The sequence below is a fragment of the Thalassotalea crassostreae genome (genome assembly GCF_001831495.1).
Taxonomy (GTDB): domain Bacteria; phylum Pseudomonadota; class Gammaproteobacteria; order Enterobacterales; family Alteromonadaceae; genus Thalassotalea_A; species Thalassotalea_A crassostreae.
Map to the genome: position 1 here is coordinate 3640690 of NZ_CP017689.1, position 26162 is coordinate 3666851.

General features: G+C 40.3%; 20 protein-coding genes. 10 read left to right on the plus strand and 10 right to left on the minus strand.

Going from position 1 to position 26162, the window contains the following annotated elements:
• Window positions 1-8 precede the first annotated feature (8 nt).
• Window positions 9-371 (plus strand): hypothetical protein, encoded by a 363-nt coding sequence (locus tag LT090_RS15705; protein ID WP_068544480.1) that lies wholly within the window; start codon window positions 9-11, stop codon window positions 369-371.
• Window positions 372-414: 43 nt separating this feature from the next.
• Here the strand turns inward: LT090_RS15705 and LT090_RS15710 are convergent, their stop codons facing one another.
• The gene (locus LT090_RS15710) at window positions 415-1788 is read right to left on the minus strand and encodes a formimidoylglutamate deiminase (RefSeq protein WP_068544481.1); all 1374 of its coding nucleotides are present in this window, start codon (window positions 1786-1788) and stop codon (window positions 415-417) included.
• Between the two features lie 94 nt (window positions 1789-1882).
• Window positions 1883-2677 (minus strand): N-formylglutamate deformylase, encoded by a 795-nt coding sequence (hutG, locus tag LT090_RS15715; protein ID WP_068544482.1) that lies wholly within the window; start codon window positions 2675-2677, stop codon window positions 1883-1885.
• A 232-nt stretch (window positions 2678-2909) separates the two neighbouring features.
• Between hutG and LT090_RS15720 the strand changes: the two genes are divergently transcribed.
• The 4 genes from LT090_RS15720 (at window position 2910) to LT090_RS15735 (ending at window position 9377) form a co-directional block, all read left to right on the plus strand.
• Window positions 2910-3680 (plus strand): DeoR/GlpR family DNA-binding transcription regulator, encoded by a 771-nt coding sequence (locus tag LT090_RS15720; protein ID WP_068544483.1) that lies wholly within the window; start codon window positions 2910-2912, stop codon window positions 3678-3680.
• A gap of 58 nt (window positions 3681-3738) precedes the next feature.
• On the plus strand, window positions 3739-5598 hold the full coding sequence (gene glmS / locus LT090_RS15725) for a glutamine--fructose-6-phosphate transaminase (isomerizing) (protein WP_068544484.1): 1860 nt from the start codon (window positions 3739-3741) through the stop codon (window positions 5596-5598).
• Between the two features lie 154 nt (window positions 5599-5752).
• The gene (locus LT090_RS15730; RefSeq protein WP_068544485.1) at window positions 5753-7558 is read left to right on the plus strand and encodes an acyl-CoA dehydrogenase; all 1806 of its coding nucleotides are present in this window, start codon (window positions 5753-5755) and stop codon (window positions 7556-7558) included.
• 25 nt (window positions 7559-7583) lie between these two features.
• Window positions 7584-9377, plus strand: a complete 1794-nt coding sequence (locus LT090_RS15735) for an acyl-CoA dehydrogenase C-terminal domain-containing protein (protein ID WP_068544486.1) — start codon at window positions 7584-7586, stop codon at window positions 9375-9377.
• A 239-nt stretch (window positions 9378-9616) separates the two neighbouring features.
• Here the strand turns inward: LT090_RS15735 and LT090_RS15740 are convergent, their stop codons facing one another.
• The 8 genes from LT090_RS15740 to LT090_RS15775 all read right to left on the minus strand — a co-directional run bounded on the left by LT090_RS15740 (window position 9617) and on the right by LT090_RS15775 (window position 19518).
• Entirely contained in the window at window positions 9617-10456 is an 840-nt protein-coding gene (locus tag LT090_RS15740; protein ID WP_068544487.1) for an SDR family NAD(P)-dependent oxidoreductase, read from the minus strand.
• Entirely contained in the window at window positions 10453-11397 is a 945-nt protein-coding gene (locus LT090_RS15745) for an alpha/beta fold hydrolase (RefSeq protein ID WP_068544488.1), read from the minus strand. Before LT090_RS15745 ends, LT090_RS15740 begins: the two co-directional genes overlap by 4 nt.
• Window positions 11398-11431: 34 nt before the next feature.
• A complete protein-coding gene (locus LT090_RS15750) occupies window positions 11432-11926 on the minus strand; it encodes an acyl-CoA thioesterase (protein WP_332452272.1) in 495 nt (164 codons plus the stop codon).
• A gap of 12 nt (window positions 11927-11938) precedes the next feature.
• Window positions 11939-13105, minus strand: coding sequence for an iron-containing alcohol dehydrogenase (locus LT090_RS15755; RefSeq protein WP_068544489.1), 1167 nt, complete (start codon window positions 13103-13105; stop codon window positions 11939-11941).
• Between the two features lie 6 nt (window positions 13106-13111).
• Window positions 13112-14584, minus strand: coding sequence for a flavin-containing monooxygenase (locus tag LT090_RS15760; protein ID WP_068544490.1), 1473 nt, complete (start codon window positions 14582-14584; stop codon window positions 13112-13114).
• Window positions 14585-14721: 137 nt separating this feature from the next.
• Complete coding sequence (locus tag LT090_RS15765; RefSeq protein ID WP_068544491.1) at window positions 14722-15417, minus strand: Crp/Fnr family transcriptional regulator; 696 nt, start codon at window positions 15415-15417, stop codon at window positions 14722-14724.
• 64 nt (window positions 15418-15481) lie between these two features.
• On the minus strand, window positions 15482-18010 hold the full coding sequence (locus tag LT090_RS15770; RefSeq protein ID WP_193408709.1) for a TonB-dependent receptor: 2529 nt from the start codon (window positions 18008-18010) through the stop codon (window positions 15482-15484).
• A gap of 86 nt (window positions 18011-18096) precedes the next feature.
• The gene (locus LT090_RS15775; RefSeq protein ID WP_082897019.1) at window positions 18097-19518 is read right to left on the minus strand and encodes an MFS transporter; all 1422 of its coding nucleotides are present in this window, start codon (window positions 19516-19518) and stop codon (window positions 18097-18099) included.
• Between the two features lie 214 nt (window positions 19519-19732).
• On the opposite strand from LT090_RS15775, the gene LT090_RS15780 reads away from it, so the two are divergent.
• From LT090_RS15780 to LT090_RS15800, 5 genes are all read left to right on the plus strand, one after another.
• On the plus strand, window positions 19733-21268 hold the full coding sequence (locus LT090_RS15780; RefSeq protein WP_082897020.1) for a carboxylesterase/lipase family protein: 1536 nt from the start codon (window positions 19733-19735) through the stop codon (window positions 21266-21268).
• Window positions 21268-22602 carry an MATE family efflux transporter gene (locus LT090_RS15785; protein WP_068544493.1) on the plus strand — a complete coding sequence of 445 codons (1335 nt, stop codon included), beginning with the start codon at window positions 21268-21270 and terminating at the stop codon, window positions 22600-22602. Before LT090_RS15780 ends, LT090_RS15785 begins: the two co-directional genes overlap by 1 nt.
• Before the next feature lie 116 nt (window positions 22603-22718).
• Entirely contained in the window at window positions 22719-24737 is a 2019-nt protein-coding gene (locus LT090_RS15790; RefSeq protein WP_068544494.1) for an oxidoreductase, read from the plus strand.
• Window positions 24738-24744: 7 nt separating this feature from the next.
• On the plus strand, window positions 24745-25287 hold the full coding sequence (locus LT090_RS15795) for a GDSL-type esterase/lipase family protein (protein WP_226996498.1): 543 nt from the start codon (window positions 24745-24747) through the stop codon (window positions 25285-25287).
• A 15-nt stretch (window positions 25288-25302) separates the two neighbouring features.
• Entirely contained in the window at window positions 25303-26115 is an 813-nt protein-coding gene (locus LT090_RS15800) for an SDR family NAD(P)-dependent oxidoreductase (RefSeq protein WP_068544495.1), read from the plus strand.
• The last annotated feature ends 47 nt before the right edge of the window (window positions 26116-26162 follow it).

Below are 26162 nucleotides of genomic sequence, written 5' to 3' on the forward strand. Positions count from 1 at the left end.
TTAAAATCATGCTGAAAAATATTATTATCATTATCGTCGCTATCGCTGTTTACCTTCATTTTTTTCCAAATGAACAATTAAATGAATGGTTTGAAGAAAGTGCAACCAAAGCTGATGAAAAATTTATGGATATTGTAGATACCAAAGCTCGCGTAGCACCGTCTAAAATATACACCAGCTTGCATAAAGAAATGAAAAAGTTCTCTAAGCAAGAGGTGGCTTATTTGAAAGAAATAACTGAATCTAGAGAAGTGTTAAAAGGATTTTACACATCTTCATGTGAAGAGGGTCAAGAGAACCGACGCTTAAGGCGCGAACACTTAAAGATGGTGTGTGACAAAATAGATCAATACCGAGTATTTAGACCCTAAAACATTCGTTCCAGGGCCTTCAGTTTAACTTCAATATTATTAGTTAAGCACAATTCCCAGCAATATCTCTAAGCGCTTTTGCAAAGGCATCAGCGCTAAGTTGTTGCAGCTTATGTTCACCATTTTGAATCTGCCATTGGCCATTGACCATCACATCATTTATTGGATTTTGCTGGCTAGCAAAAATAAATGAATCAAGTAAATTCTTGTTTTGATTTGCGAATAATCGTGTTTGTTCAGAGTTAAGCACCAATAAGTCCGCCTGTTTACCAATAGCCAGTTCACCACTATTGCAACTTGTCGACAATGCCCCTGCTTTAGCAGCATGTTGCCACAAATTTTGACCCACCGAACGAGTTTTGTTGTTTGCCAAAATCGCTCTTTGCTGTTTGATCAAACGCTGTGCATATTCAAGTAAACGAATTTCTTCAATAGCAGATACGCTAATATGACTATCTGAACCAATGGCAACCTGACCGCCTTTGGCCATAAATTCAGTGGTTGGAAAGATACCGTCGCCTAAATTCGCTTCTGTTGTCGGACAGATGCCAGCAATCGCTGAGCTTGCGATGATGCCGTCTACCTCTTGTTCATCAATATGAGTTGCATGGATTAAACACCAATGTTGATCTAACGGCATATTATCAAGCAACCATTGCACCGGACGCTTATTGTAATGCGCGATACAATCATTCACTTCTTTTTGCTGCTCGGCAATGTGGATATGTATTGGCGCTTTGTCATCTAAACCGCGCACATGATTTACAGCGGCTACAAGGGACTCTTTATCAACTGCACGCAGTGAGTGCGGTGCGATACCAACATTACAGTTTTCTTGGTGTTGAGTGATTTCGAAACAATCAGATACCAATTGATTAAACTGCTCAATAGAGTTGATAAAGCGTTTTTGACCAGCAACAGCAGGTAGTGGACCAAAACCACTAAATCGATACATTACTGGTAGCATTGTTAGACCAATGCCCGTTGATTTAGACGCGGCAAAAATTGCTTTTGCCATAGCGCTTAACTCTGGGTGATTACTACCATCTTTGTCGTGATGTAAATAATGAAATTCTGCAACTCGTGTATAACCTGCTTTAAGCATTTCGATATATAACTGACTGGCAATAACTTGTGCTTGTTCAACGCTAATATTATCAACAAATTGATACATGATTTTTCGCCAGGTCCAAAAACTATCATTGGTTTCACTACCTTGTTCTGAAAAACCAGCGAACCCCCGCTGAAAAGCATGGGAGTGACAATTGATCATTCCTGGAATTACCGGGCCAGATAACACAGTCGCATCATCATCTTTACCACTGTGAATATCAGTAATGATGCCATTGTCTATGGTTAGCGTTTGATTTTGATGCCAGCCATCGCTGAGGAGAATATTTTCGGCAAATAGTTTCATGTTGTCGCTCTAATAAAACCTATAATTTAAGTAAAATTTAAAATCTGTATCTATAATTTGTTTAATGTTTAAGACTAATGTTTAGGACCAATGTTTAAGACGGGGCACTAGCAAACTTAGCCATGGCATTAACCATTGCTGCTAATACTGGCTTAACAGTGGCTGCTTTGCCCTCATCATAAGTAAGCATTTCTTCATCCATATAAGTGGCTTGAGAAAGTTCCAGTTGCAAGGTGTGCACATTGGCATCGACATCGGCATAGGCGCGAGTAATATAACCACCTTTGAAACGGCCGTTAGTCACTTGACTAAAATTAGCAAAATCAATTGCTTCAACATTATTAATCAGCTCCTTAGCACAACTGACGCCATCATTTGTACCAAAGTTAAAATCTGGTAATTTACCTTCAAAAAAACGCGGAACATGAGATGCAATAGAATGCGCTTCGAGCATTACTGCTTTACCAAATTGCTGCTTAATTTCACTAAGGGTATCACTGATCGCTTGATGATATGGCTGCCAATATAGTTCAACACGCTGCTGTATTTCTTCTTCATCAGGCGCTTTACCCGATTGATAAAGTGGCATAGATTCAAAACTCGTGGTTGGACAAAGTTCCGTAGTATCGCTGCCAGGATATAAATTCACACCGGTTGGATCGCGATTTAAATCAATCACATAACGGTTATATCTAGGCATCAAAATATAGGCGCCCATTTCTTTAGCAAAGTCATACAGTCTATCCATATACCAGTCGGTATCCTGCACAGAGAGACCTATGGCGGTCATTTTCTTCTGAATATTTAACGGCACACCTTCACCGTTGTGAGGCATGCTGATCAGTAATGGAATAGAACCTTGTAGCAAAGTAAAACTAGATTTAGTCATTAAATTCTCTTTGATTTTTATATTCAAATGGTACAAATACAAAATAATAAACCTCTATCGATCAAAACGATGAAGTTGTATATACAATTTGAAACTGTGCGCACAATTTAACATTTTAGCTGTCTGCTTTCAAAGATATTTGCCTTTTATCTTAAGTTTTGCTTTAATTACAAAACTTACGAACCGAAACTTATAAAAAGAAAACGAAACTTTAGTCTTTCGATACATCAATATGTCAAAACGCAACACTCAGCAACGCCGACACACAATTTTAACGCGCCTAGCAGATAATGGCGAAGTGACGGTTGATGAACTGTCTTCATTTTTCCAAACATCCGAAGTTACGATTCGAAAGGATCTAGCTGAATTGGAGAAAAGTGGGCTATTGTTGCGCTGTTATGGTGGCGCCGTATCACTACCTGCGGAAATTACCGCGACCTCAAATACTGAAAAAGTTTCGAAACAAAAACAAGCAATCGCCAGAGAGGCTGCAGCGCAAATTAATGACCACAATCGTATTATTATCGATAGCGGTCGCACCACGGCAGCAATCGTCGGTGAACTAAACCAGAAAAAAGGATTGGTGGTAATGACTAATTCATTGTCTATCGCCAATAGCCTGCAAGAACTAGAAAATGAGCCAACATTATTGATGACCGGCGGAACGTGGGACTCAAGCTCTGAAGCATTTCAAGGTAAAGTTGCCGAACTCGTACTAAGATCATATGACTTTGATCAGCTTTTTATTGGTGCTGATGGTATTGATATTGAGCGTGGAACAACCACGTTTAACGAGCTCATTGGTCTATCTCAGGTGATGAGTGACGTTGCGCGCCAAGTCGTGGTTATGGTGGAGTCAGAAAAAATTGGCCGCCGCATACCTAATATCGAATTAACCTGGCAGCAAATAGATACGCTAATTACCGATGATGGTTTATCGGTTGAATTACAAAACGAAATAAAGGCACAAGGCGTAAACTTAATTTGCGCGCAAGTGAAATAAATTAAGTGAACAAAGCTGCTAATTAAAGCCGCTGAACAATTAAATAGAGATTAACAATATGTGTGGAATAGTTGGTGCAGTGGCACAACGTGATGTCGCAGACATTTTAGTAGAAGGCCTTCGTCGCCTTGAGTATCGAGGTTATGATTCTGCCGGTGTTGCAGTAATTGATAACAGTAATCAGTTAAGCCGTGTGCGCCGCTTAGGTAAAGTACAAGAGCTTGCCAATGCTCTTGAACAAACGCCAGCGCATGGCGGCACCGGTATTGCTCATACTCGATGGGCAACCCACGGTGTTCCATCAGAAACCAATGCTCACCCGCACGTATCAGGCTCTAATATTGCTGTTGTTCATAACGGCATTATTGAAAACCATCAAGAATTAAAAGATCAACTTACTGCGCTTGGCTATGAATTTGTATCACAAACAGATACCGAAGTAATTGCGCACTTAGTGCACCACGAATTAAAAACGGCGGAGTCATTATTACAAGCTGTGCAAAATGCCGCGCGCCAATTTGAAGGTGCTTATGGCACAGTAATTATGGACACCAATGATAAAGACCGTGTGGTTGTCGCTCGCTCTGGTAGTCCACTCGTTATTGGTTATGGTTTAGGTGAAAACTTCTTAGCATCAGACATGATGGCATTATTGCCAGTTACTCGTCGTTTTTCATTTTTAGAAGAAGGTGATGTTGCGGAAATTACGCGATTTGAAGTGAACATCTTAGATAAAGATGGTAACAGCGTCGAACGTGAGATAACAGAAGCCTCGGTAAGTCATGATGCAGGTGATAAAGGTGAGTACCGCCATTTCATGCTTAAAGAAACTTACGAACAACCAACGGCGATTCGTAATACCCTTGAAGGTCGTTTTACTAATGGCATGATCGCCAGCGATGCTTTTGGTGTATCTCAAAATAGCACTAACAACACAGAAAATGCCGATGACATTTTTAAAGATATCGAACACGTGCAAATTATAGCCTGTGGTACTTCTTATCATTCAGGCATGGTTGCCCGTTATTGGCTAGAGCAATATGCAGGAGTTAGTTGCAACATCGAGATCGCCAGCGAATTTAGATATCGTAAATCCTTTGTTCCTAAAAATGCACTAATCGTTACCATTTCTCAATCAGGTGAAACTGCCGATACACTAGCGGCGCTGCGCCTTGCGAAAGATTTAGGCTACCGCGCTAGTTTAAGTATTTGTAATGTGCCCGGCTCTTCTCTAGTACGTGAATCTGACTTAGCATTTATGACCAAGGCAGGGGCCGAGATCGGCGTTGCCTCAACGAAAGCGTTCACTACCCAACTCGTTGGTTTAATGATGATGACTATCGCCATTGGCCAACATAAAACACTAACAGAAGCTGAGCAAAAATCGTTAGTTGCATCGCTGATGAGCTTGCCGAACAAGCTCGAAGAAGTATTGTCATTAGCAAAAGATATCGAAGCATTAGCTGAAGATTTTGCCGATAAACAACATTCTTTATTCTTAGGTCGTGGCGATCAATATCCAATCGCTATGGAAGGTGCGTTAAAGCTAAAAGAGATTTCATACATTCACGCTGAAGCATACGCTGCCGGAGAATTGAAGCACGGACCGCTAGCACTAATTGATGCCGATATGCCGGTAATTGTTGTTGCGCCGCAAAATGATTTAATTGAAAAGCTAAAATCAAACGTTGAAGAAGTTCGAGCTCGCGGCGGATTAATGTATGTATTTGCCGACAAAGATGCCAAGTTTGCTTCAGATGACACCATGAAAGTCATCAACGTCCCTCATTGTGACGAAGCCATTGCGCCAATCGTATATACCTTGCCGCTGCAACTATTATCTTACTATGTTGCCATCATCAAAGGTACCGATGTTGACCAACCGCGCAACTTAGCGAAATCGGTCACCGTTGAATAAAATTTAAAGAATAGAGAGCAATAAATAAGGCGACAAACAACACTGTTTGTCGCTTTTTCATTCTTGTCCCACTGTCAAAATGTCACCTATGTGACAACTTTAAATTCTAAATGCGGTACATTTATCCTAACTATTTTTGTTTATGGGTATTTTTATGTCTGCACCTATTATGAATCGTCGTGATATCGAATTTTATCTTTATGAAATGTTTAATGTTGAAGCATTAACGTCTCGAGAGCGCTACCAAGATCACGACAACGAAACCTTTAATGGCGCAATTGATACCGCGCAAGCTATCGCTGAAAAGTATTTTTTACCAATCCGTCAAAAGGTTGATATGAATGAGCCTACTTTTGATGGTGAAAAAATTCATATGATCCCTGAAATCAAAGTTGGCTTAGACGCGGTCATGGAAGCTGGTTTATCTGCACCTACAACCGATTACGAAATGGGTGGCATGCAATTGCCATTAGTCGCTGCCAGTGGTGCGTTTGCTTATTTATCTTCGGTAGCAAGTACGTCTCTTGGTTATCTTTCTTTAACTCATGCTAACTGTAACTTGATTGAAGCGCACGGCACCGGTGAACAAATAGAAAAGTGGGTTCACCCAATGCGTGAAGGTCGCTTTGCTGGCACCATGGCTATGACAGAGCCCGGCGCTGGTTCCGGTCTTGCAGATTTGACCACTACCGCTATTAAAGATGATGACGGTAATTACCGTTTAACCGGAAATAAAATTTTTATCTCTGGTGGTGACCATGACTTAAATGAAAACATTGTTCATTTGGTGCTTGCGCGAGTAAAAGGCGCTCCGAAAGGCATTAAAGGTATCTCGCTATTTATCGTTCCTAAATTTTTGGTTAACGAAGACGGCAGTATTGGCGAGCGTAACGAAGTTGCTCTTGCTGGTTTATTTCATAAAATGGGTGGCCGCGGACATACGTCGACGGCACTTAGCTTTGGTGAAAAAGATGGCGCTGTCGCATACCTTGTAGGTGAAGAAAACAAAGGCCTAATGTATATGTTTCATATGATGAATGAAGCACGAATATTAGTAGGTACAGGCGCTGCATTAACCGCATTGATCGGGTATCAATACTCGCTACACTATGCCAAAGAAAGACCACAAGGTCGATTACTCTCATGTAAAGATCCGCATTCTCCGCCGGTAAATATAATTGAACACCCAGACGTTAAGCGCATGCTATTAACGCAAAAAGCTTATTCGGAAGGTGCTTATGCGCTTTGTTTATACGGCCATCAATTAGCCGATGATGAGGCTACCGCGCCAACAGAAGAAGAGCGTGAAAAAGCGAAAATCATTCTCGATTTCCTAACACCGATGATCAAAAGTTGGCCTTCAGAATGGGGACCAAAATCAAATGACTTGGCGATTCAAGTTCTTGGCGGACACGGTTATACCAACGAGCATCCAGTCGAACTGTTTTATCGAGACAATCGTCTAAATCCAATACACGAAGGAACAACAGGTGTTCAATCTCTAGATTTACTATGTCGTAAAGTGCCAATGAATAACTTTACCGGCTACAACATGTTTATCGATGAAATGAAAACCACCATTGATGAAGTAATTCAGGTTAACAGCCTGAAGCCATATGCACAGCAATTGCAATTAGCAATCGATAACTTGCAAAGCGTAACCACTGAAGTGTTAACCGCGGCGAAGAGCCAACAAATTGATATGGTGTTTTCAAATTCTGTGAGCTACTTAAATATGTTCGGCCATATCACTATCGCTTGGTTATGGTTAAAACAAAGTGCTATCGCCACTAACGCTCTGGCAAATGAACCGCACATTGATGACGAAAATTTTTATAACGGTAAGCTGCAAGCTATGAAGTATTTCTTTAATAGTGAATTGCCGTTGACTTATCACTGGGGAAGTCTTGTGAAGAATATAGATAGCACGAGCTTCGACACCCAAGCAGATTGGTTTTAAAGCCAACTTTTATTAGAGAATTATTATGTTTGAATACAAAGCGCCACTGCGTGATTATAAGTTTGTTATGCAGGAGTTTCTTGACTGCGATAACCATTATCAACATCTAGGCTATCACGATGCCAGCATCGAAATGGTGGATGCGATCCTATCTGAAGCGGCCAAATTTACCGAACAAGTTGTTGCGCCGATTAATCAAATTGGTGATCAACAAGGCTGTACTTGGAGTAATGGTGACGTTACGACTCCTGACGGCTTCAAAGATGCTTATAGCCAGTATATTGAAGGCGGATGGCCAACATTATCACAGTCTGAAGAGTTTGGCGGTCAAGGTCTACCGCACTCATTAAACACCACGATAAGTGAAATGTTATCAGCGGCAAACCACAGCTTTGCAATGTATCCAGGACTGAGTCATGGCTGTATGGCAACACTTGAGCGTTATGGCAGCGAACAACAAAAAGCAATGTTCATGCCTAGCTTAGTTGATGGTTCTTGGACCGGCACTATGTGTCTAACAGAATCTCATTGTGGTACCGATCTTGGGTTACTGCGTACTAAAGCTGATTTGAACGATGATGGTAGTTACTCTCTGAACGGTAGCAAGATTTTTATTTCTGCCGGCGAACATGACTTATCAGGCAATATTGTTCACTTGGTAATTGCCAGAATTTCAGACTCCCCTGCTGGTACAAAAGGCATTTCATTGTTCATCGTACCTAAATTTAACGTTAACGATGATGGCACTATCGCAGATAAAAATGGCGTTAGCTGTGGTTCCATTGAGCACAAAATGGGCATTAATGCGAACGCAACTTGTGTGATAAATTTCGACAATGCAAAAGGCTATTTGATTGGTGAAAAAAATCGTGGTTTAAACTGCATGTTTACCTTTATGAATGGTGCTCGTTTAGGCGTTGCCAATGAAGGTGTTTCTGCCTCTGAAGCGGCATTTCAAGGCTCCCTTGCCTATGCCAAAGATCGATTACAAATGCGCTCAATGACTGGTGTTAAGAACCCGGATGGTCCTGCCGATCCTATTATTGTTCACCCCGATGTAAGGCGCATGTTGTTAACACAAAAGTCGATTACCGAAGGAGGTCGAGCATTAGTTGCCAAGCTTGCCCATTTAGTCGATGTAACCCATGCAGGTAAAACTGAGAGTGAGATAACCGCAGCAAACAATCGATTGGCATTACTCACACCGATTGCAAAAGCATTTTTAACAGAAACCGCGGTAGAAAATGCCAGTCATGGTATTCAAGTGCTAGGCGGTCACGGCTTTATTCAAGAATGGGGCATGGAACAATTACTAAGAGACACCAAAATTTGCTGTCTTTATGAAGGTACAACCGGTATCCAAGCATTAGATTTGATCGGTCGAAAAGTCATTGGCAATGAAGGTAAATTGCTTAATGAATTTACCGATGAAATACTAGAGTTTTGCCACGCCAATCAAAATAATTCTCTTGCTGAGCATAGCGCTATGTTAATCGAGTTTGTCGAGCTTTGGACCGTTGTTACTAGAGACATCGCGATGAAATCTGCGAAAAACATGGATGAAATAGGCGCGGCTTCTGTTGATTACTTGATGCTGTCAGGTTACATCACTTTGGCTTATATTTGGCTTCAAATGGCGAAGACGGCACAAGATGCAATGGCAAATTCAACACAAGAACAAGAGTTTTATCAAGCCAAACTCAATACCGCTGACTTCTATTTTGATCGAATATTGCCAAGAGCCCATGGACATCTAGCTTGTTTAAGAAATGGAGCTAAAAGTTTAATGGCGATTGATGCTGAACATTTTAGCTTTTAGACAAGATACAAACTATCGCTACAGCTAAAATAATTGCCATTCAAAGGCTCTATCAGCTTAAAAAATAGTAGGTAGGGAACTTGCAGGTTCTGTCAGTTTTCTGCCGTTATTTAGTGTGACTGGCAAAGAGCAGCCAGATATATTTGAGTAACATGCTTTATGTTTAACTTGTAGTAATTAAACTCTAGAAGTTAAACATTAGCAGTTAAACATTTGCACTCGAACATTTTCCTTCAGCATTAAGCTTTTTCATTAGATTGCTTGCGTTTAGCAACGACGCCTTTTTCAAAGCCGAGGATCTTCTCATACGTTGCAGGAAACCAACGAACTATTTTATCCAATAACTTAGCATCACCACCAACTAAAATGCGTCTACGGTTCTTTTCGATGCCCTGTAATATAGCAGCGGCTGCTTGCTCGGCGGTAGTTTTTGCTTGTTTATTAAAGCCAGCAAGTAATTCGCTTTTTGAAATCGTGTTGGTGGTAACTTTAGCGTTATTGGTAATATTGGTTTTAATGCCACCTGGGTGCACACAATGAACCGATACCCGAGTACCAGCCATTTCCATTTTCAAAGATTCGGTAAAACCTTTTACCGCAAACTTTGAAGCATTGTAAGCACTTGTTAAAGGCAATGATAATAACCCGAACAAGCTTGAAACATTTACAATATGAGAAAATTCTGCTTTTTTCATATAAGGTAAGAACGCGTTACTGCCGTGAACCACACCCCAAAAATTGATATTCATTAACCAATGAAAGTCTTCTAACGATTGATTCTCGACTGAGTCAATTAAACTGACACCTGCATTATTGAACAAGAAGTTAACCTGCGAATATTCTTCATCAACTTTCGTGGCAAACTTGATAAAGGCGTTGTTATCGGCCACATCTAGCTGCTCTATAACACAGCGCACACCAAGTGACTCAACCTGTTCTTTTACTTGTGAAAGTCCTTCGATATCTCTATCCGCAAGTGCCAAATGACAGCCTTTTTCAGCCAAATTTATCGCTAGTGCTAGACCTATTCCTGAGGCAGCGCCAGTGATTACCGCGACTGAGTTTTGATATTGGTTCATGAGGTTATTTCCTTGGTATCAGACGAAGTTTGGCTGGCGACCGTGTTAGTGTGCGAAATGATTTCTTCGACAAAGCTTGGGATTAATTCAATTGGGCAGTCATGACCCATTCCTGGATAGGTTTTTAATCGGGCACTGGGGATGACAGAGGCTGTGGCGATGCCACATTCAACTCGTATTAGTGGGTCGTCATCGCCGTGTAAAACTAATGTTGGCGTTGCTATTTTAGCTAAATCTTTTTCTCTATTTTTAGTCGCCATTACTGCTAACATTTGACGCAATGTACCTTTGGCTGTCATCCCGCGCTCAAGTAAGCCAATAACAAATTCAGTCAGGGATTCAGCATCGCTAGGATAACCTGGGCTACCAATCACTTGCCATTTTTTAATATTGAATTTTAGTATGTCTTGGGCACTATATGATGCAGGTTTCTCTGCAAAATTTTGCTTTACCGCGTCGGTCATTTTCGGCAATTTTTTATTACCTGTTGTCGACATCATCGAGGTAAGCGTATGAACTCGATGGGGATAATTGATGGTAATTAATTGAGCAATCATTCCGCCCATCGATGCGCCAACTAGATGTACTTTGTCGATTTGTAAATGATCGAGTAAAGCCACAGTATCATTCATCATATCTTCCAGTTTATAAGGCACATTGATAGCTAAACCAAGTTTTAACTTAAGCATTAACCAAGGTAAATTGGGCATCTTTAGGTGTTCAAGTTGAGCTGACTTTCCAACATCTCGATTATCAAGCAATAACACCTGAAAGCCTTGTAACACTAACTGTTCAACAAATGCTTTCGGCCAAGCAGATAAAGGCGCACCCAAACCATGAATCAACATAATTGTCGGGTTATTAGCATTGCCATGAAGTTGATAGGCTATATCGACATCATTGACATTAACCGTTGTTTCTATTGTGTTTATTTCTACCATATGTTCGTGATCATCTTAATGAATTAGTTTACTGCTATGCATCCAGCATTGCGTGTTGCATCGCGGTTCGCATTGAGCTGTTAATTGGGGTCGGTTTTTCTGTTTGTCTATTGACAAAAACGTGGGTTAGTTGACCTGTCGCAGCAGCAGAATCGCTGTTCTTTTTAAATATAGCGACGCCATACTCAACCGAGCTATTGCCGATCTTATTGACCCTGAAAGCACCGATAAGTTTGTCAGGATAAGCGATTGAGTGCAGATACTGGCATTGTGAAGAAACAATGAAGCCAATTTCTTCACTCTTAGTCGGTTCAAATCCTGCGTTTTCAATTAAGAATTGGTTCACTACCGTGTCAAAATACGAATAGTAATTAACGTTATTTACATGGCCAAATATATCATTATCCATCCAGCGAGTAGTGATTGGAAAAAAGTACGTATAAGCTTCTTTGCTAGTATCGGTCAAGGTGTTTTCAGCCGAGTTCTGGCTTAAGTTCTGGCTTGAGTTATGTTCATTATTTTTCATCATTAATGCTCGTTGTTAAAATCCGCGCAGTGCTTCTAGATAAATATTTTCGATATCTGTAGCGTCTAATAATTTAGGGTTATTTACCAACAATCTTGTCTGCAACAATGCATCCCCTGTGAGCGTTTCGATATCTTGTTCTGTTATCTCTAGTTCGGCCAAACTTGTTGGTAGTTTGAGTTGCTTAATTAATTGGCGAATATAGTCGATTAGATCAGATGCTATTGCTTGCTGACTTTGTGCTAAATTGATATCACTATTGATATGTGGAGCCAATTGCGCATATTGCTCACTCGCCTGACTTAAGTTAAACGCCATAACATGTGGCAATACTAATGAGTTACTTAGACCATGAGGTATATGAAAATGCCCGCCAAGGGGATAAGCCAGCGCATGGACCGCAGCAACAGGTGCATTTGCAAACGCCTGACCCGCTAGGCAAGCGCCTAATAACATAGCCTGTCTAGCATGTAGATTTTTACCATTAAAGGTGGCTTCTACTATGTTGTTTGCTAACAGTTCTAACGCTTGTTTAGCGAGCAGATCAGAATACGGATTTTTCTTAATCGCACTGGTATATGCTTCTATTGCATGCACCATTGCATCGATACCTGTTGCAGCGGTAACTTGCCCTGGCAAACCCACGGTAAGCTCCGCATCAAGTAGTGCTACATCCGGCAACAATACATTTGAAACAACACCCGCCTTTGTTGTTTCGCCGGTGGTAACAATCGATATAGGTGTAACTTCTGATCCTGTACCCGCCGTAGTAGGAACCAAGATCAGTGGCAGTCGCTGACCAGTAATGTTGTCAATACCATAAATATCGGCGATTAATTCGTCGCTATTGGCGAGCAAAGAAACCAGCTTAGCAGTATCAAGTGAGCTGCCGCCACCAAAACCAATAACACCATCAATAGCGTGTTGCTTGGCAAAACCTACTGCCTCGCTCACTAAGGGCTCAGGTGGATCGGCGATAACTTGGTCAAAATAGAAACCATCAATTTTCGCGGCTAATAATGGTTCTTTAATCGCCGACAATAAACCACAATTAACAATGCCTTGATCCGTTACAATCAATGGTTTAGTAATATTTAATTTGGCACAAAATTCAACAATACGTTTAACTGCGCCAATTTCACTGACGATTGATTTAGTCGTTTCAAAAATAAAAGGCTGCATGATGGATTATCTATACACAAATAAGTCATCGGTCAGGTCTACCTTAGGTAGTAACTCTTTTTCTGACCAATAGTCTTGAGTATGTTGCCATTCCGCTTTATTGCCTCGTTTAGGCAGTAAGTGCATTGAACGCATCATATATCCTGGATTAAATTCTTCACTATCAATCCATGGTAGCAATTCCATGTCTTTATCTTCTTCACGCAGGGTCATAGTGACTTGCTTAACCTGGTTGTCATCCATATGTTTTAATAACCTACAAATGAAGTCACCTATTAAATCAACTCGTAACGTCCAACTAGCGCGAAAATATCCCATCACCCAAGCCATGTTAGGAATGTCGGTGAACATCATTCCACGATAACCAACTTTTTCAGCAAAGTTTACTGATTGTTGGTCGACTGAAAACTCAACGCCACCTAATACCGACAAATTAAAACCAGTCGCCGAAATAATAATATCCGCCTCCAGTTGCTCTCCAGACTTAAGTAAAATACCTTGCTTGTTGAAACATTCGATTTCATCGGTTTTAATGCTCGCTTTACCTGATCGAATACCGGTAAATATATCGCCGTCAGGTACAACAGCAATGCGTTGACGCCAAGGGTTATATTTTGGCGTAAAATGCTTTTCTACATCAAAACCTGGCGGTAAATGAGCTTGTACGCCTTCGATAAGACCTTTTTTTACCTCAACAGGATAATCTTGCGATAATTTAATAAAACCAGCTTGTTCTTGCAAAACTTGCTGACGAGCTATTTCATGAACCCAAGATTCATCTATATTTAGTGCACGTAATTGATCAACAAGCGGGTTTTCGTTTTTACGCGGAAAGAAATAGGTAGGCGAGCGTTGCAATACAGTGACATGCTCACCCTGCTCGGCAATTTTAGGTGCTAAGGTTGCGGCGGTAGCGCCAGAACCAATAATCACTACTTTCTTATTTGCATAGTCTAAATCTTCAGGCCAATTTTGCGGATGAACCAGGTCTCCAGCGAATTCATCCATGCCATCCCATTTCGGTGTATAGCCTTTTTCATGTTTGTAATAGCCTTGACACATCCACAGGAAATTTGCCGTAAAAGTGAAGGATTGTTGACTATCTTTTTTTAGTGCTGTGACTGTCCATAATTGACTTTTATTGCACCAGTTTGCGGTTAATACATGGTGGTTGTATCGAATATGCTGATCTAAATTGTTTTCCTCAATCACTTCATTCATATAATTGAGAATTTCTTCGCCGCTTGCTATTGGTTTGCCTGTCCATGGTTTAAAACGATATCCAAAGGTAAATAAATCACTATCTGAACGGATACCTGGATATTTATGGGTTAGCCAGGTACCGCCAAAGCTCTCCATACCATCTAATATGCAGAAACTTTTATCAGGGTGCTGTTCTTGCAAGTGGTATGCTGAGCCTATTCCGGAAATACCTGCGCCGACGATCAAAACGTCAAAATGCTGTTTGCTTGAATTCATAATCTACCTATTTTCACTCTTTAAACATCAAGGCTTGATTTGCTACTAATGTTTAAAATTTAATACTTCTTGGAAGTCTACAATACAGTAAAAAAGTCACTTGTCACCAAGGTGACAAACAACTCTAAAGAGCAATCTTATTCAGCGTCTAAGCGCGTATGCTCTTTTAGTGCAGCCATATCTTTAACTAAATATCGCTGTCCTTTTATCGTTAAAATCTGATCAGACTCTAACGACTTTAAAATTTTATTTACTCTTTGACGGGAACCTAACGTTAAATCCGCGATTTCTTGTTGGCTCATTTTTTTGTTAATTAAAGTGCCCTGTTCATTTGCTTCTCCATAGTTCTGCGCAAACCACAATAATCGACCAGCAACTCGAGCGGCTAACGGATAAAAAAGCATACCAGCTAATAACTCACACATTTTTTGGGTTCGATCGGATTGAGCTAAAAACAGATTTTTATAAACGATAGGGTATTGTTCAGCGATAGCCTGCACTGCGTGTTTTGGCAGTTCGAGTAATCTAGTATCTTCTAGTGCTTGTGCTTCAAACATTCGCACTGGCTTATTTGTAAGGGAGAATTCGCCTAACCAAGAGTTGGTGGAAAATTCAGTAATCGCAAATTCTTGCCCCTGAATGCTACTAATTTTTATCCTTACAAAGCCGGATAAAACGCAATAGACATAGTTTGATGTATCTTCTAATCGATAGAGATAAGTGCGATCTTGATAGCATTTGATACGAGCAGCTTTTGCTAACTCATCAATACCCGCATCAGGTATGCCTTGAAACCAATTGCACTCTTGTAACACCTGTTCAATTTGTTTCATGGTAAAGCATGTCTCCTAAAATTAAAGCCCCACAACAATTGTTATGGGGCTTTAAAGTTTTTACTTAGTAAAAGCTATAACGCAATTGCACACCGTAAGTAATCGGATCTGACAATTCAGAAGCTTGCATACGAGTTTGCGTAGATGGCGAACTGTAACGAAGAACATTACGCTCATCAGCCGCATTTTTAACAAACGCAGCAACCACAAACGCTTCCTCCGGTGAAGTCCAAGCTAAACGTGCATCAATGCTGTCATAACTGTCAACTTTGTCAAAATCATCACGATTAAATTCGCGAGAATATTGCTCACCAACATATGAGTAGCTTGCAGTTAATGCGATAGCACCCATGTCATTTAATTCAAAATGTTGAGTAGCAGCGATGCTGGCTTTAGTTTCAGGAGCCATATTTAACTGATTACCAGATAAATCTTGGATCTCACATTCACCATAAAATGCACAAGCAATTGAATCGATTGCTGTGAATTCATCGTATTCAGATTTGTTGTATGAATACATAGCATTGATAATTAGATCATCAGTTAATAAGAACTGTAACTCCGCTTCTAGACCTGTTATTGATGCTTCGGCTGCATTATCAAATGATGATGTAATAACACCTGCTTCAAGTTTATCCGACTGCACTTGTAAGTCAGTGTAATCATAAAAATATGCCGCTAGTGAAAGGTTCGCACGATTATCAAATAATGATTTCTTATAACCTACTTCAAACGCTGTAAGCTCTTCTGGATCAACCAAGTCAGGTTGGTCAGTGTTGGCTGCACCTAAGTTAAAACCACCTGAACGATAACCCGTGGCAACATAACCATAAAACAATGTATCTTGGTCAACCTGCCAATCTGCTTGTAAGCGCCAAGTTACTTTACTCCAGTCATCTTTAACTTCACGTTGATTTTGTGGCACAAAAAGGTAAGTGAATACATCATCTGAGCCTTCTTTCTCATCTTCTGAATAACGTAAACCTGCTGTCAACGTTAATTCATCATTCATTTGATATTCAACTTGACCATATACTGCCGTTGATGTTGTTTCTAATTCATTTTGAGTTGAATACAAGTAACCACCCGTATCGCCTTCCGCTTTAAATGGTGCACCACCTAACAATGCCGCATTAAATTGGTAAATACTCATAGGTGCAATACCAGGGGCTCCGGTTAAAAACATACCGGTATCAATCGCGCCGCCGTAGTATGCTTGGATAGCATCACCCTGCATTAAGCCAAAGCCATGTTCAACGAAGTCATTGTATTGGCTCTCCTCACTATTGTAATAATAAAGACCGGCGATAAAGTTAAGATTTCCATCAAAGTTCGAAATGAATTGTAGTTCATGTGAATTGGTATCAACTTCTTGCATAATACTTGTCGTCATATCTGACGCCAGCGTGATTGGTGCGCCTGTTGCAGGGTTTGGTAAATAGAACGGTCCACCAGGAATAAATGCACCCGTTGTTTCCGCCAACATCATTGACAAGTCTATGCCACCATAAGCAGCATTAGAAACATCACCATCAGCTAATGAATCGTAATCTAGAGTGTAATTACCGTATATGTATTTCACATCGATATCACCAAAAGAGATGGTATTAGTAAAAATAAAACGTTCGGTTTCTGAGCTTAAGTGACCCGCAGTATCGACATTTGTTTTACTTTCATCGGCAACTGCTGGGTTTTCTAAGGTATAGCCAGATAAATGGTTTAAGGCAACCGAATTAGGGTACATACCAGGCAAGTTAGCAAGACCGATATTAATATAGTCTGTAGGGTATTCGTCTGTTAAGTATCCCGGTGAAGGGTTTTCACTGCGATCAGTATTGATGTAACGTAATGAACTGGTCCAGTTTTCACTCCAGTCTGCTTGCAACGTTGCAGAGTAGTAGGTGCGATCTTCATTATCTAAATCAGCAACACCTTCGGCTAAATTTTCTTGTAGGGCATCACGTTCTTTTTTAGAGACAGTAACAATAGCGGAAAAAATATCACCTAAGCCACCAGTCACTTGACCTTGAGTTAACAAGTAACCATCGTTACCAGCTTCTAAATTAATATAGCCGCCAAAGTCTTTTTGTGGTGCTGTACTAATAAAGTTAATTGCACCACCAACAGCATTACGACCATATAGCGTGCCTTGAGGACCACGAAGTACCTCAATGCGATCAACATCACAGAAATTACAGTAGCTAAATACACCATTTTCAGTGTTATAAACACCATCAGTATAAATACCAACACCAGGATCTGAACCAAGAGAAGTTGTTGGACGACCTACACCACGAATAGATACTCGGTTCGAGGTGATAACTAAAGAAGGTGAGTATTGCACTAACCCTTGCGCATCATCGATACCTAAGTCTTCCATCGCATCAGAATTGAAAGCACTAACGGCTTGACCTGTTTCCATTAGCGTTGTTGAACGTTTAGTTGACGTGACTTCAATAACCTCTATGCCAGCGTCTGCTTGTTCTACAGATTCTTGTTGCGCATAAGCAGCGCTGCTGAATCCAGTAACGATCATAGCGCAGGCCAAAGGCGACAGTTTAAACCTTAATGCATTAGTTTTATTTTCTCTCATGTTTATTCCCATATTTCCTGTTGTTCTATTTTTATTATTTTGTTTTAGTTTGACGTTATTTTTAGTTGTTTAAATTGGCTTTAAATTTATTTAGCTCTTTGTTCACTTAACACAGCACATATCTGTGTATGCTTGTCTTTGTTTAAATCATATTTAGTGGCAAAGAATACTGCGATTAAGTAAATTGCCATTGGCAATGGACCAGCAATTAGACCTAAATTAAAAAGATCATCAGCACTTACCATCGATGGAGCGACTTGCTTTGGAAAAGCGATAACGTCCAAGCCAATGCCAGCTATTAATGCGCCGACACCATAAGCTGCTTTTTGTGCAAATGAATTTGCGGCAAAGAAAAGACCTTCTTGACGCTTACCTGTGTTGGTTTCATGCAAATCAGCAACGTCTGCTAACATCGAGCCGATAACAATGCCACCGGCAATAAATAGGCTGTATCCAACAACATAAGTCGAAAACAATATTGGCATAATTAGTGCTGAACCATTTTCTGGCATGATATTGAATAAACGCAGAATGATTGGGCTAAAACTAACTAATGTAGCAAGTAGTAAACACCATACTAAACTTGGCATTTTGTCGATTTTTTTCGATAATACAGGGGCAATTATCGTTGCCGGAATTAGACCGACGACAATCGTTAAGGTAAGCACTGAAATTTCCGCCGTTGATAATGCGAAGAAGTAACTACCGGTATAGAGGAGAAATGTTGTACCAGCACCGCCAGCAATCATACTTAATACTTGGACAGTAAAAACAGCTCTGAAAGGCGCTAATTTTAATGCTTCGAAAAAAGCTTTAAAGCTTCGCTTAAAGTCTACTTTCTTCTCACTTTTAGCTGGTTTAGGTAAAAATGGAATGACATTTTTAGTACCAACTATACATATAATCATGGCAACAAAAGCAATAACCGCGGCGAGTAAGCCAAGATCTGAATAACCAGCAGGATTGAGCATGCCATACGGATTTTGTTCCGATACCTTAAAGAAGGTATTAAGGGCAATAACGGAAAGCGCAATACCGCCGACATATCCTAAGAAGGTTCGATAACTAACAATTTTAGTTCGCTCTTGATAATCACTACTAAGCTCTGCTCCCAGCGCATTGTGAGGCACGTTAAATAATGTCAGCATCACTCGAACCACGATAGACCAGCCTAATAACCATAAAAACAAGCTATCTTGATTTAATCCTTCTGGCGGCGAGAAAAGCATATACAGAGCTAATGGAAAAGGAATAACTGCGGCAATCATAAATGGATGTCTACGACCCCATTTTGATTGCCAATTATCGGAAATATCACCCATTAACGGATCGGTGACAGCATCGACAATTAACGCAATTAACGCAGCAAATCCGGCCATGACAGCAGGCATGCCTAACACTTGGCTAAAGTAGAATACGACAAAGGACTGGAACGCAGTATCTTTGACGCCCTGTGACATCTGGCCGATGCCATAAGACACCTTTGTTAAAAACGTTAATTTAAGCATTTAACTTCTCAATCAAGATAATTGGAGATGCAAATTATTGCTAATTTACATCAAAAACCTAATTTGAACTTACAGTATGTAAATGCTACTTACAAGAATTTTTTAACAAAAAAATGACATAATTAAAAGAGCTTTAACTCTAAAAATAATGAATTGAATCCAATTTTAACTAATGGTAGGTTTACATACCTGTCATTCAAAACAGCAAAGTCCAATGCCTGAATATAGTTATCTAAAACTGCCCCACCACAACATTAAAGGATTAAAAAACAATACCTTAAAGTTTCTCGGCATCAACTATGGATGCTCTGTAGAGCACACTAAACGTTGGCAACCTTCTAAGCTAAAACCATTTACACAAGAACACGCGACATCATTTGGCGCAATTGCGATGCAAAGCCAAGAAAATAATTCATTGTTAATCGCCAAGGAAGATCAATTTCAACAAAGTGAAGATTGCCTTAGCCTAAATATTTATATTCCTAATGAATTGAACCATGAAAATGAAAAGCTACCGGTAATGGTTTGGATTCATGGCGGTGGCTTTCAAATTGGCAGTGGGTCGATGGCTTTATATAACGGCGAACACTTAGCTGAAAGTGCAAATGTAATTGTTGTTAGTATTAATTATCGACTTGGGGCTCTCGGCTTTCTCCGCCTTTGTGATATCAGCGATGGTGCAATACCGTCTACTGGTAATGAAGGATTAACAGACCAAATTACGGCCTTAAAATGGGTACAACAAAACATCTCTCATTTTGGTGGGGATAAAAACAATGTAACCGTTTTTGGTGAATCTGCTGGCGCAATGAGTATTGCATGCTTATTAGCTTCACCATATACCAAAGGGTTAATTCATAAAGCTATTTTAGAAAGCGGTGCTGCTCATACCTACTCTTCTATCGATAAAGCTAATGAGGTCGCCAAAGAATTTATCAACAGCGCAACTGAATTAGGTTTCGCTGTTACCGATCTGAGTAACGCTTCAATAGACGACTTACTGCGTATACAACAACACTTCTTAGGTCGTGCTGAGATCTATCAAAAATTTGGAATTTTGCCTTTTACCCCGGTGATTGACGGTGATTTATTGCCGTTAGAACCCCATGTTGCAATCGAACAAGGTAGTGCAAAAAACATCAGTATATTATCAGGTTCGAATACCGATGAGTGGACGTTATTTGCTGCAATGCTAAATCAAAACACCCAATCTAATGATGCATTAAATAAGGCATTGTCCTATCTAATGGATAGTGATTTAGTAAAACCTTGTTTATCTCTTATCGATAAGCAATTAGCCCAACGCCATCAGCATAAATCACCACAAACGAGGCTAAATGAGGCCTTTACTGAATATTGGTTTACTCAACCCTGTCATAGACTGTTAAATAATCACGCTCTCGCGGGCGGAACAGCCTTTAGATATAAGCTGGGTCGTAAAACTGTGATTAAAAAGCTTGGTTGTACTCATGTCACCGATATTGGTTTTGTTTTCGGCAATGTTATTGAAAATTTCCATGGTAATTCGCCACGAGTAATTGAATTATCAAATCAAATGCAATCCTGCTGGGCCAATTTCGCTCATTATTCAACGCCCGCGACCAATACAGTTGACTGGCCTAAATATCATCCAGACAGTGAATATCAGTTCTTATACTTTGATCATGAACACAATTGGACAGCACAAGCAGATAAAGAATCGTTGGATTTTTGGCAACAAATAAGTGACCAACAATTGGCCTCATTTTAATGAATACGAAAACCACAGGCTCTAAACTGCCGCCATCAATTTGGAGTCTAGCCTGGCCTACAACGATAGCCAATTTGCTGCTTGCCTCGGTCGGCTTTATTCAAATTGTTATGTCGACCAAATATGGTAGCGATGCTACCGCTGCGATGACGGTCAGTCAGAGGATTTTCTTTTTACTTCAATCAGCTCTATTTGGTTTATCTGCAGGTGCCTCAGCGATTATTGCCCGACATTTCGGTGCCAACGAGCAACACAAAGCAGGTCAAGCTTTTCAAAGTGCAATGTTAATCAGTTTTATTATTTCGCTGCTGTTGGCGACCTTATGTTTTATTTACGCTGAGCACTTTACTCATTGGTTCGGTATGGATGAAAAAACCGAGCAAATGGCAATTTCATTTATTAAATGGATTTGTCTCTTTAGCCCAATTTACTCATTAAACATTATTATTGCCGGTTCATTGCGCGCCAGTGGTGATGCTATGCACCCTTTACTGTTAGCGATAATGAGTAGTTTTGGTAATGCCTTCGGTTGCTATGCTTTTAGTACTGGTAGCTTTGGTGCACCAAACTTAGGTGTTGAAGGGTTAATTATTGGTGGTGTTTTAGGCTCAATCATATCGTTGCTCTTCTATATCTGTATGTGGCACAAAAATCGTTTAATCCTTCCATTTCCTGAGCAAAGTTCATATCGTAAAAAGACTCAAGTATTGCTGCGCATTGGCATGCCAAGTGCTGTAGAACAAACCATCATTCAAATTGGTTTTTTAGTCTTTACCATCGCCGTCGCTAGCTACGGCGTTGAAGTGCTAGCCGCTTATGGACTTGGCTTGAATGTTCTAACACTGTTATTGATCACTTCACTGGCATTTTCTATGTCAGGTGCTGTTGTTGTTGGTCAATATTTAGGTCGTAAAGAACCTGAGAAAGCTTATCAACAAGGTTGGGCAGCATGGCGAATTTGTGTGGCATTTATGACATTTTTTGGCTTGATATTTTTTATCTTTAATCATCAAATCGCAGCCATGTTGACCACTGAAGAGATAGTGCAGAGCCATACCGCCTTATTTCTTGTCATTATCGCATTTTCGATGCCATTAATAGCCACAGACTTTACCATTGGCGGTGCCATTCGGGGTGCTGGTGATACTACCTATCCTCTTAAAGTATCTTTAATAACACTACTACTAGTACGAATAATTTTGCCTTTTGTGTTTATTTATCTACAGCTGTCATTTTTATCTTTATTTATCTTAACCGCCGTTGATTTTCTTATTAAAGCGGTATTTATGGTGCGCTATTTTAGAAACCGTAAATGGCAAACAACGACTTTCTAATCTAAACAAAAGCATATTCTATTTTAAACAAAACCATTAATTTGACCTTAGAGTATTTTTTTTTACTTAAAAATATTCTATAGTGGTGTTACTTATTATGCTCATTAAGGTTAACTATGTCATTTTCGACACTATTGTCTCCGCTCGACCTAGGTTTCACCGTTCTAAAAAATAGAACGCTTATGGGATCTATGCACACCAACTTAGAAGAAACTGAAAATGGCTTTGAACGAATGGCAGCTTTTTACCAAGAGCGAGTAGAAGGTGGAGTCGGCCTTATCGTTACCGGTGGTATTGGCCCAAATGCCGAAGGCGCAGTTGCAAAAGGTGCTGCTTTAATGGTTAGTGATGAAGACGCGCAGCAGCATAAAGTAATTACCTCTAGGGTGCATCGCTATGGCGGTAAAATTTGTATGCAAATTCTACATGCAGGGCGTTATGCTTATAACCCCGCTTTAGTTGCGCCAAGCGCTGTGCAAGCACCAATTAACCCCTTTATGCCAAAAGAGTTAACCGAAGCAGAAATAGAGCAACAAATTAGCGATTTTGTTCGCTGCGCTAAACTTGCCAAACAGGCGGGTTATGACGGCGTTGAAATAATGGGTTCTGAAGGTTATTTGATCAATCAATTTATCGTCAGTCGAACCAATAAGCGTAGCGACAAATGGGGTGGTAGTTTTGAAAACCGTATTCGTTTTCCGCTTCAAATTATCGAAAGAATTCGTGCTGAAGTAGGTGAAGAATTTATCTTAATCTATCGTCTTTCGATGTTAGATTTAGTTGAAGGAGGCAGTTCACAAGACGAAGTTATCGCATTGGCGAAACAGGTTGAGTTGGCCGGCGCAACAATCATTAACTCTGGAATAGGTTGGCATGAAGCGCGAGTACCTACAATTGCCACATCGGTTCCTCGAGCGCTGTTTGGCGAAGTTTCGAAGCAAGTGAAACAGCAAGTTTCTATTCCGGTCATTACCAGTAATCGTATTAATACCCCAGAAGTTGCCGAGCAACTTTTACAGAGCGGCTGTGGCGATATGGTCTCAATGGCTCGACCATTTTTAGCCGATGCCGAATTTGTTAATAAAGCCGCAGAACTTCGTAGTGACGAAATTAATACCTGCATAGGCTGTAACCAAGCCTGTTTAGATCATACCTTTGATAATAAAATTTCTTCTTGTTTGGTCAACCCGCGTGCGGCAAATGAAACATTATTAAATTTTCTATCGGTAACAACGCCTAAAAACATCGCTGTAGTTGGTGCTGGCCCTGCCGGGATGGCATTTGCCACATACGCAGCAAAGCGTGGACACGTCATCACTTTATTTGATAAGAGCCCGGTTTTAGGCGGACAATTTAACCTTGCAAGGCAAATTCCAGGTAAGGAAGAATTTAATGAGACCTTACGATACTTTGCTAAGCAGCTTAACAAATACGATATACAAATGAAGCTTGGCTTTGAAGCGACACCTGAAAATCTACAAAATTTTGATGAAGTGGTTATTGCAACAGGAATCGTACCACGTACGCCAAATATTGAGGGTGTTAATCATAGTAAAGTTGTTAGCTACGTAGATGTATTGAATAAATCGACAATAATAGGTAAACGTGTCGCACTAATTGGAGCCGGCGGTATTGGATTCGATGTTGCAGAATACCTTTGTCATCAAGGCGAGTCGCCGACTCTCAATAAAGATTTATTTACTAAAGAATGGGGCATCGATCTTACCAATGGCCACTCTGGTGGCATAGTACCGGCACAACCTTCAGCAAGTCCAAGGCAGGTGTTTTTGTTACAACGAAAGGCTACTAAAGTAGGTAAAAACCTCGGCAAAACAACTGGCTGGATCCATAGAGCTAGCCTCAAACACAAAGGCGTAAGCAGCCTTAACAATGTAAAATATCTGAAAATTGACGATCAAGGTTTGCATATAAGTATTGATGACAAGCAACAAGTACTTGAAGTTGACCATATAGTTTTGTGCGCCGGGCAAACACCGAATAAACAGCTATTAAACGAGCTAACCGCCGCAGGCTATAACAGGCCGATACATGTCATCGGTGGTGCCGATGTTGCGGCGGAACTTGATGCTAAAAGAGCAATAAATCAAGCCGCATGGCTAGCAGCGGAAATATAGTACCAATATGTTCGACATCACGATGATTGGTAGCAGTATATTTGAGTTTTGGGGACAACCCAAGTGGGGCCAATTAAGGATTTCAAATTGTGCCGTTCGAAGCACTCAGTCTGAAGATTGGTTAAATTATGATTTAACCAATTTACCAGCGTCAAACCACATTCTTGTTTACTGTGGCAGTAACGACCTTATCTTTGATAAATCAGCAACGCAAATTATCGGTAACGTTTGCACACTGCTCGATAAGCTCGCCGAACATTTTCCAAATGCTCGATTGGGATACTTTTCGATTATGTTGTGCCCACAAAAATCTCAAGCCAAGCAATTGCAAATCATTAACGATATTAACCAACAAATAGCGAACTATTGTCATTATAAATATGACTATTTTGATTTTAATGACTTTATCGATAATGACGATAAATGGTTTGTAGAAGACGGCCTTCATTTAACCGAACAAGCTTATACGATGTTGAATGAAAAGCTAACACCAATCCTGACCCAGTGGGCCAAACAAAATTCAAAAGCAACTAAATTCAACGATAACTAACACGAGAGTAGACCAATGAATCACTTATTTTCTATCGATAACAAAGTAGCCATAGTTACAGGCGGCTCTCGTGGTATCGGAAAAATGATCAGTCAAGGTCTAGTAGAACAAGGTTGTAAGGTCTACATTACGGCTCGTAATCAAACCGAACTTGAGGCTACAGCTAACGAACTTAACGAGTTGGCAGGTAAGCAATTATGTCTTCCAATTCATGCCGATTTGTCGACAATGCAAGGCATAATGACGTTTGTTGAAGCGATTAAAACGAAAGAGAAGAAAATTGATATCTTAATTAATAATGCCGGCGCTACTTGGGGTGCGCAATACTCTGAATTTCCGGAAGTTGGTTGGGATAAAGTAATGAACCTTAATGCAAAGGCACCGTTTTTTGTGACTCAACAATTACTTGATGTCTTGGCTGAGTCAGCAACTGCAGAAGAGCCCGCTAGAGTAATCAACATAGCTTCAATAAATGCATTCAACAATCCAAGAATGACAAATTATTCTTATGCTGCGAGCAAAGCGGCAGTTGTACAATTAACCCGGCATTTAGCAGCGGATCTAGTTGATAAAAATATTAATATCAATGCAATTGCACCAGGATTTTTTCTTAGCAAAATGACTGAATATTCGATTGAAAATAAAGACCAACAAACATTCGTCAAAAATATGGTACCCAAAGGTCGATTAGGCAATAAAGATGACATCTGTGGTGCGGTTATTTATTTGTCGTCAAAAGCATCAAATTGGATGACGGGACATACCTTAGTACTCGACGGCGGTGTTATTGCTGCTAGCGGATTTGGTGAATACGGTGACTTTATTTAAGTGACTTTTGTTTAAGTGACTTAAATAAAGTTTCGCAGCCCGCTTTA

What these genes read in the sequence shown, in the direction of transcription:
- LT090_RS15720 (WP_068544483.1), top strand. Translation starts at nt 2,910, where the DNA reads ATGTCAAAACGCAACACTCAGCAACGCCGACACACAATTTTAACGCGC.
- LT090_RS15705 (WP_068544480.1), top strand. Translation starts at nt 9, where the DNA reads ATGCTGAAAAATATTATTATCATTATCGTCGCTATCGCTGTTTACCTT.
- LT090_RS15710 (WP_068544481.1), bottom strand. Translation starts at nt 1,788, where the DNA reads ATGAAACTATTTGCCGAAAATATTCTCCTCAGCGATGGCTGGCATCAA.
- LT090_RS15800 (WP_068544495.1), top strand. Translation starts at nt 25,303, where the DNA reads ATGAATCACTTATTTTCTATCGATAACAAAGTAGCCATAGTTACAGGC.
- LT090_RS15735 (WP_068544486.1), top strand. Translation starts at nt 7,584, where the DNA reads ATGTTTGAATACAAAGCGCCACTGCGTGATTATAAGTTTGTTATGCAG.
- LT090_RS15730 (WP_068544485.1), top strand. Translation starts at nt 5,753, where the DNA reads ATGTCTGCACCTATTATGAATCGTCGTGATATCGAATTTTATCTTTAT.
- LT090_RS15780 (WP_082897020.1), top strand. Translation starts at nt 19,733, where the DNA reads ATGCCTGAATATAGTTATCTAAAACTGCCCCACCACAACATTAAAGGA.
- LT090_RS15765 (WP_068544491.1), bottom strand. Translation starts at nt 15,417, where the DNA reads ATGAAACAAATTGAACAGGTGTTACAAGAGTGCAATTGGTTTCAAGGC.
- LT090_RS15785 (WP_068544493.1), top strand. Translation starts at nt 21,268, where the DNA reads ATGAATACGAAAACCACAGGCTCTAAACTGCCGCCATCAATTTGGAGT.
- LT090_RS15745 (WP_068544488.1), bottom strand. Translation starts at nt 11,397, where the DNA reads ATGGTAGAAATAAACACAATAGAAACAACGGTTAATGTCAATGATGTC.
- glmS (WP_068544484.1), top strand. Translation starts at nt 3,739, where the DNA reads ATGTGTGGAATAGTTGGTGCAGTGGCACAACGTGATGTCGCAGACATT.
- LT090_RS15760 (WP_068544490.1), bottom strand. Translation starts at nt 14,584, where the DNA reads ATGAATTCAAGCAAACAGCATTTTGACGTTTTGATCGTCGGCGCAGGT.
- LT090_RS15790 (WP_068544494.1), top strand. Translation starts at nt 22,719, where the DNA reads ATGTCATTTTCGACACTATTGTCTCCGCTCGACCTAGGTTTCACCGTT.
- LT090_RS15795 (WP_226996498.1), top strand. Translation starts at nt 24,745, where the DNA reads ATGTTCGACATCACGATGATTGGTAGCAGTATATTTGAGTTTTGGGGA.
- LT090_RS15750 (WP_332452272.1), bottom strand. Translation starts at nt 11,926, where the DNA reads ATGATGAAAAATAATGAACATAACTCAAGCCAGAACTTAAGCCAGAAC.
- LT090_RS15775 (WP_082897019.1), bottom strand. Translation starts at nt 19,518, where the DNA reads ATGCTTAAATTAACGTTTTTAACAAAGGTGTCTTATGGCATCGGCCAG.
- hutG (WP_068544482.1), bottom strand. Translation starts at nt 2,677, where the DNA reads ATGACTAAATCTAGTTTTACTTTGCTACAAGGTTCTATTCCATTACTG.
- LT090_RS15770 (WP_193408709.1), bottom strand. Translation starts at nt 18,010, where the DNA reads ATGAGAGAAAATAAAACTAATGCATTAAGGTTTAAACTGTCGCCTTTG.
- LT090_RS15755 (WP_068544489.1), bottom strand. Translation starts at nt 13,105, where the DNA reads ATGCAGCCTTTTATTTTTGAAACGACTAAATCAATCGTCAGTGAAATT.
- LT090_RS15740 (WP_068544487.1), bottom strand. Translation starts at nt 10,456, where the DNA reads ATGAACCAATATCAAAACTCAGTCGCGGTAATCACTGGCGCTGCCTCA.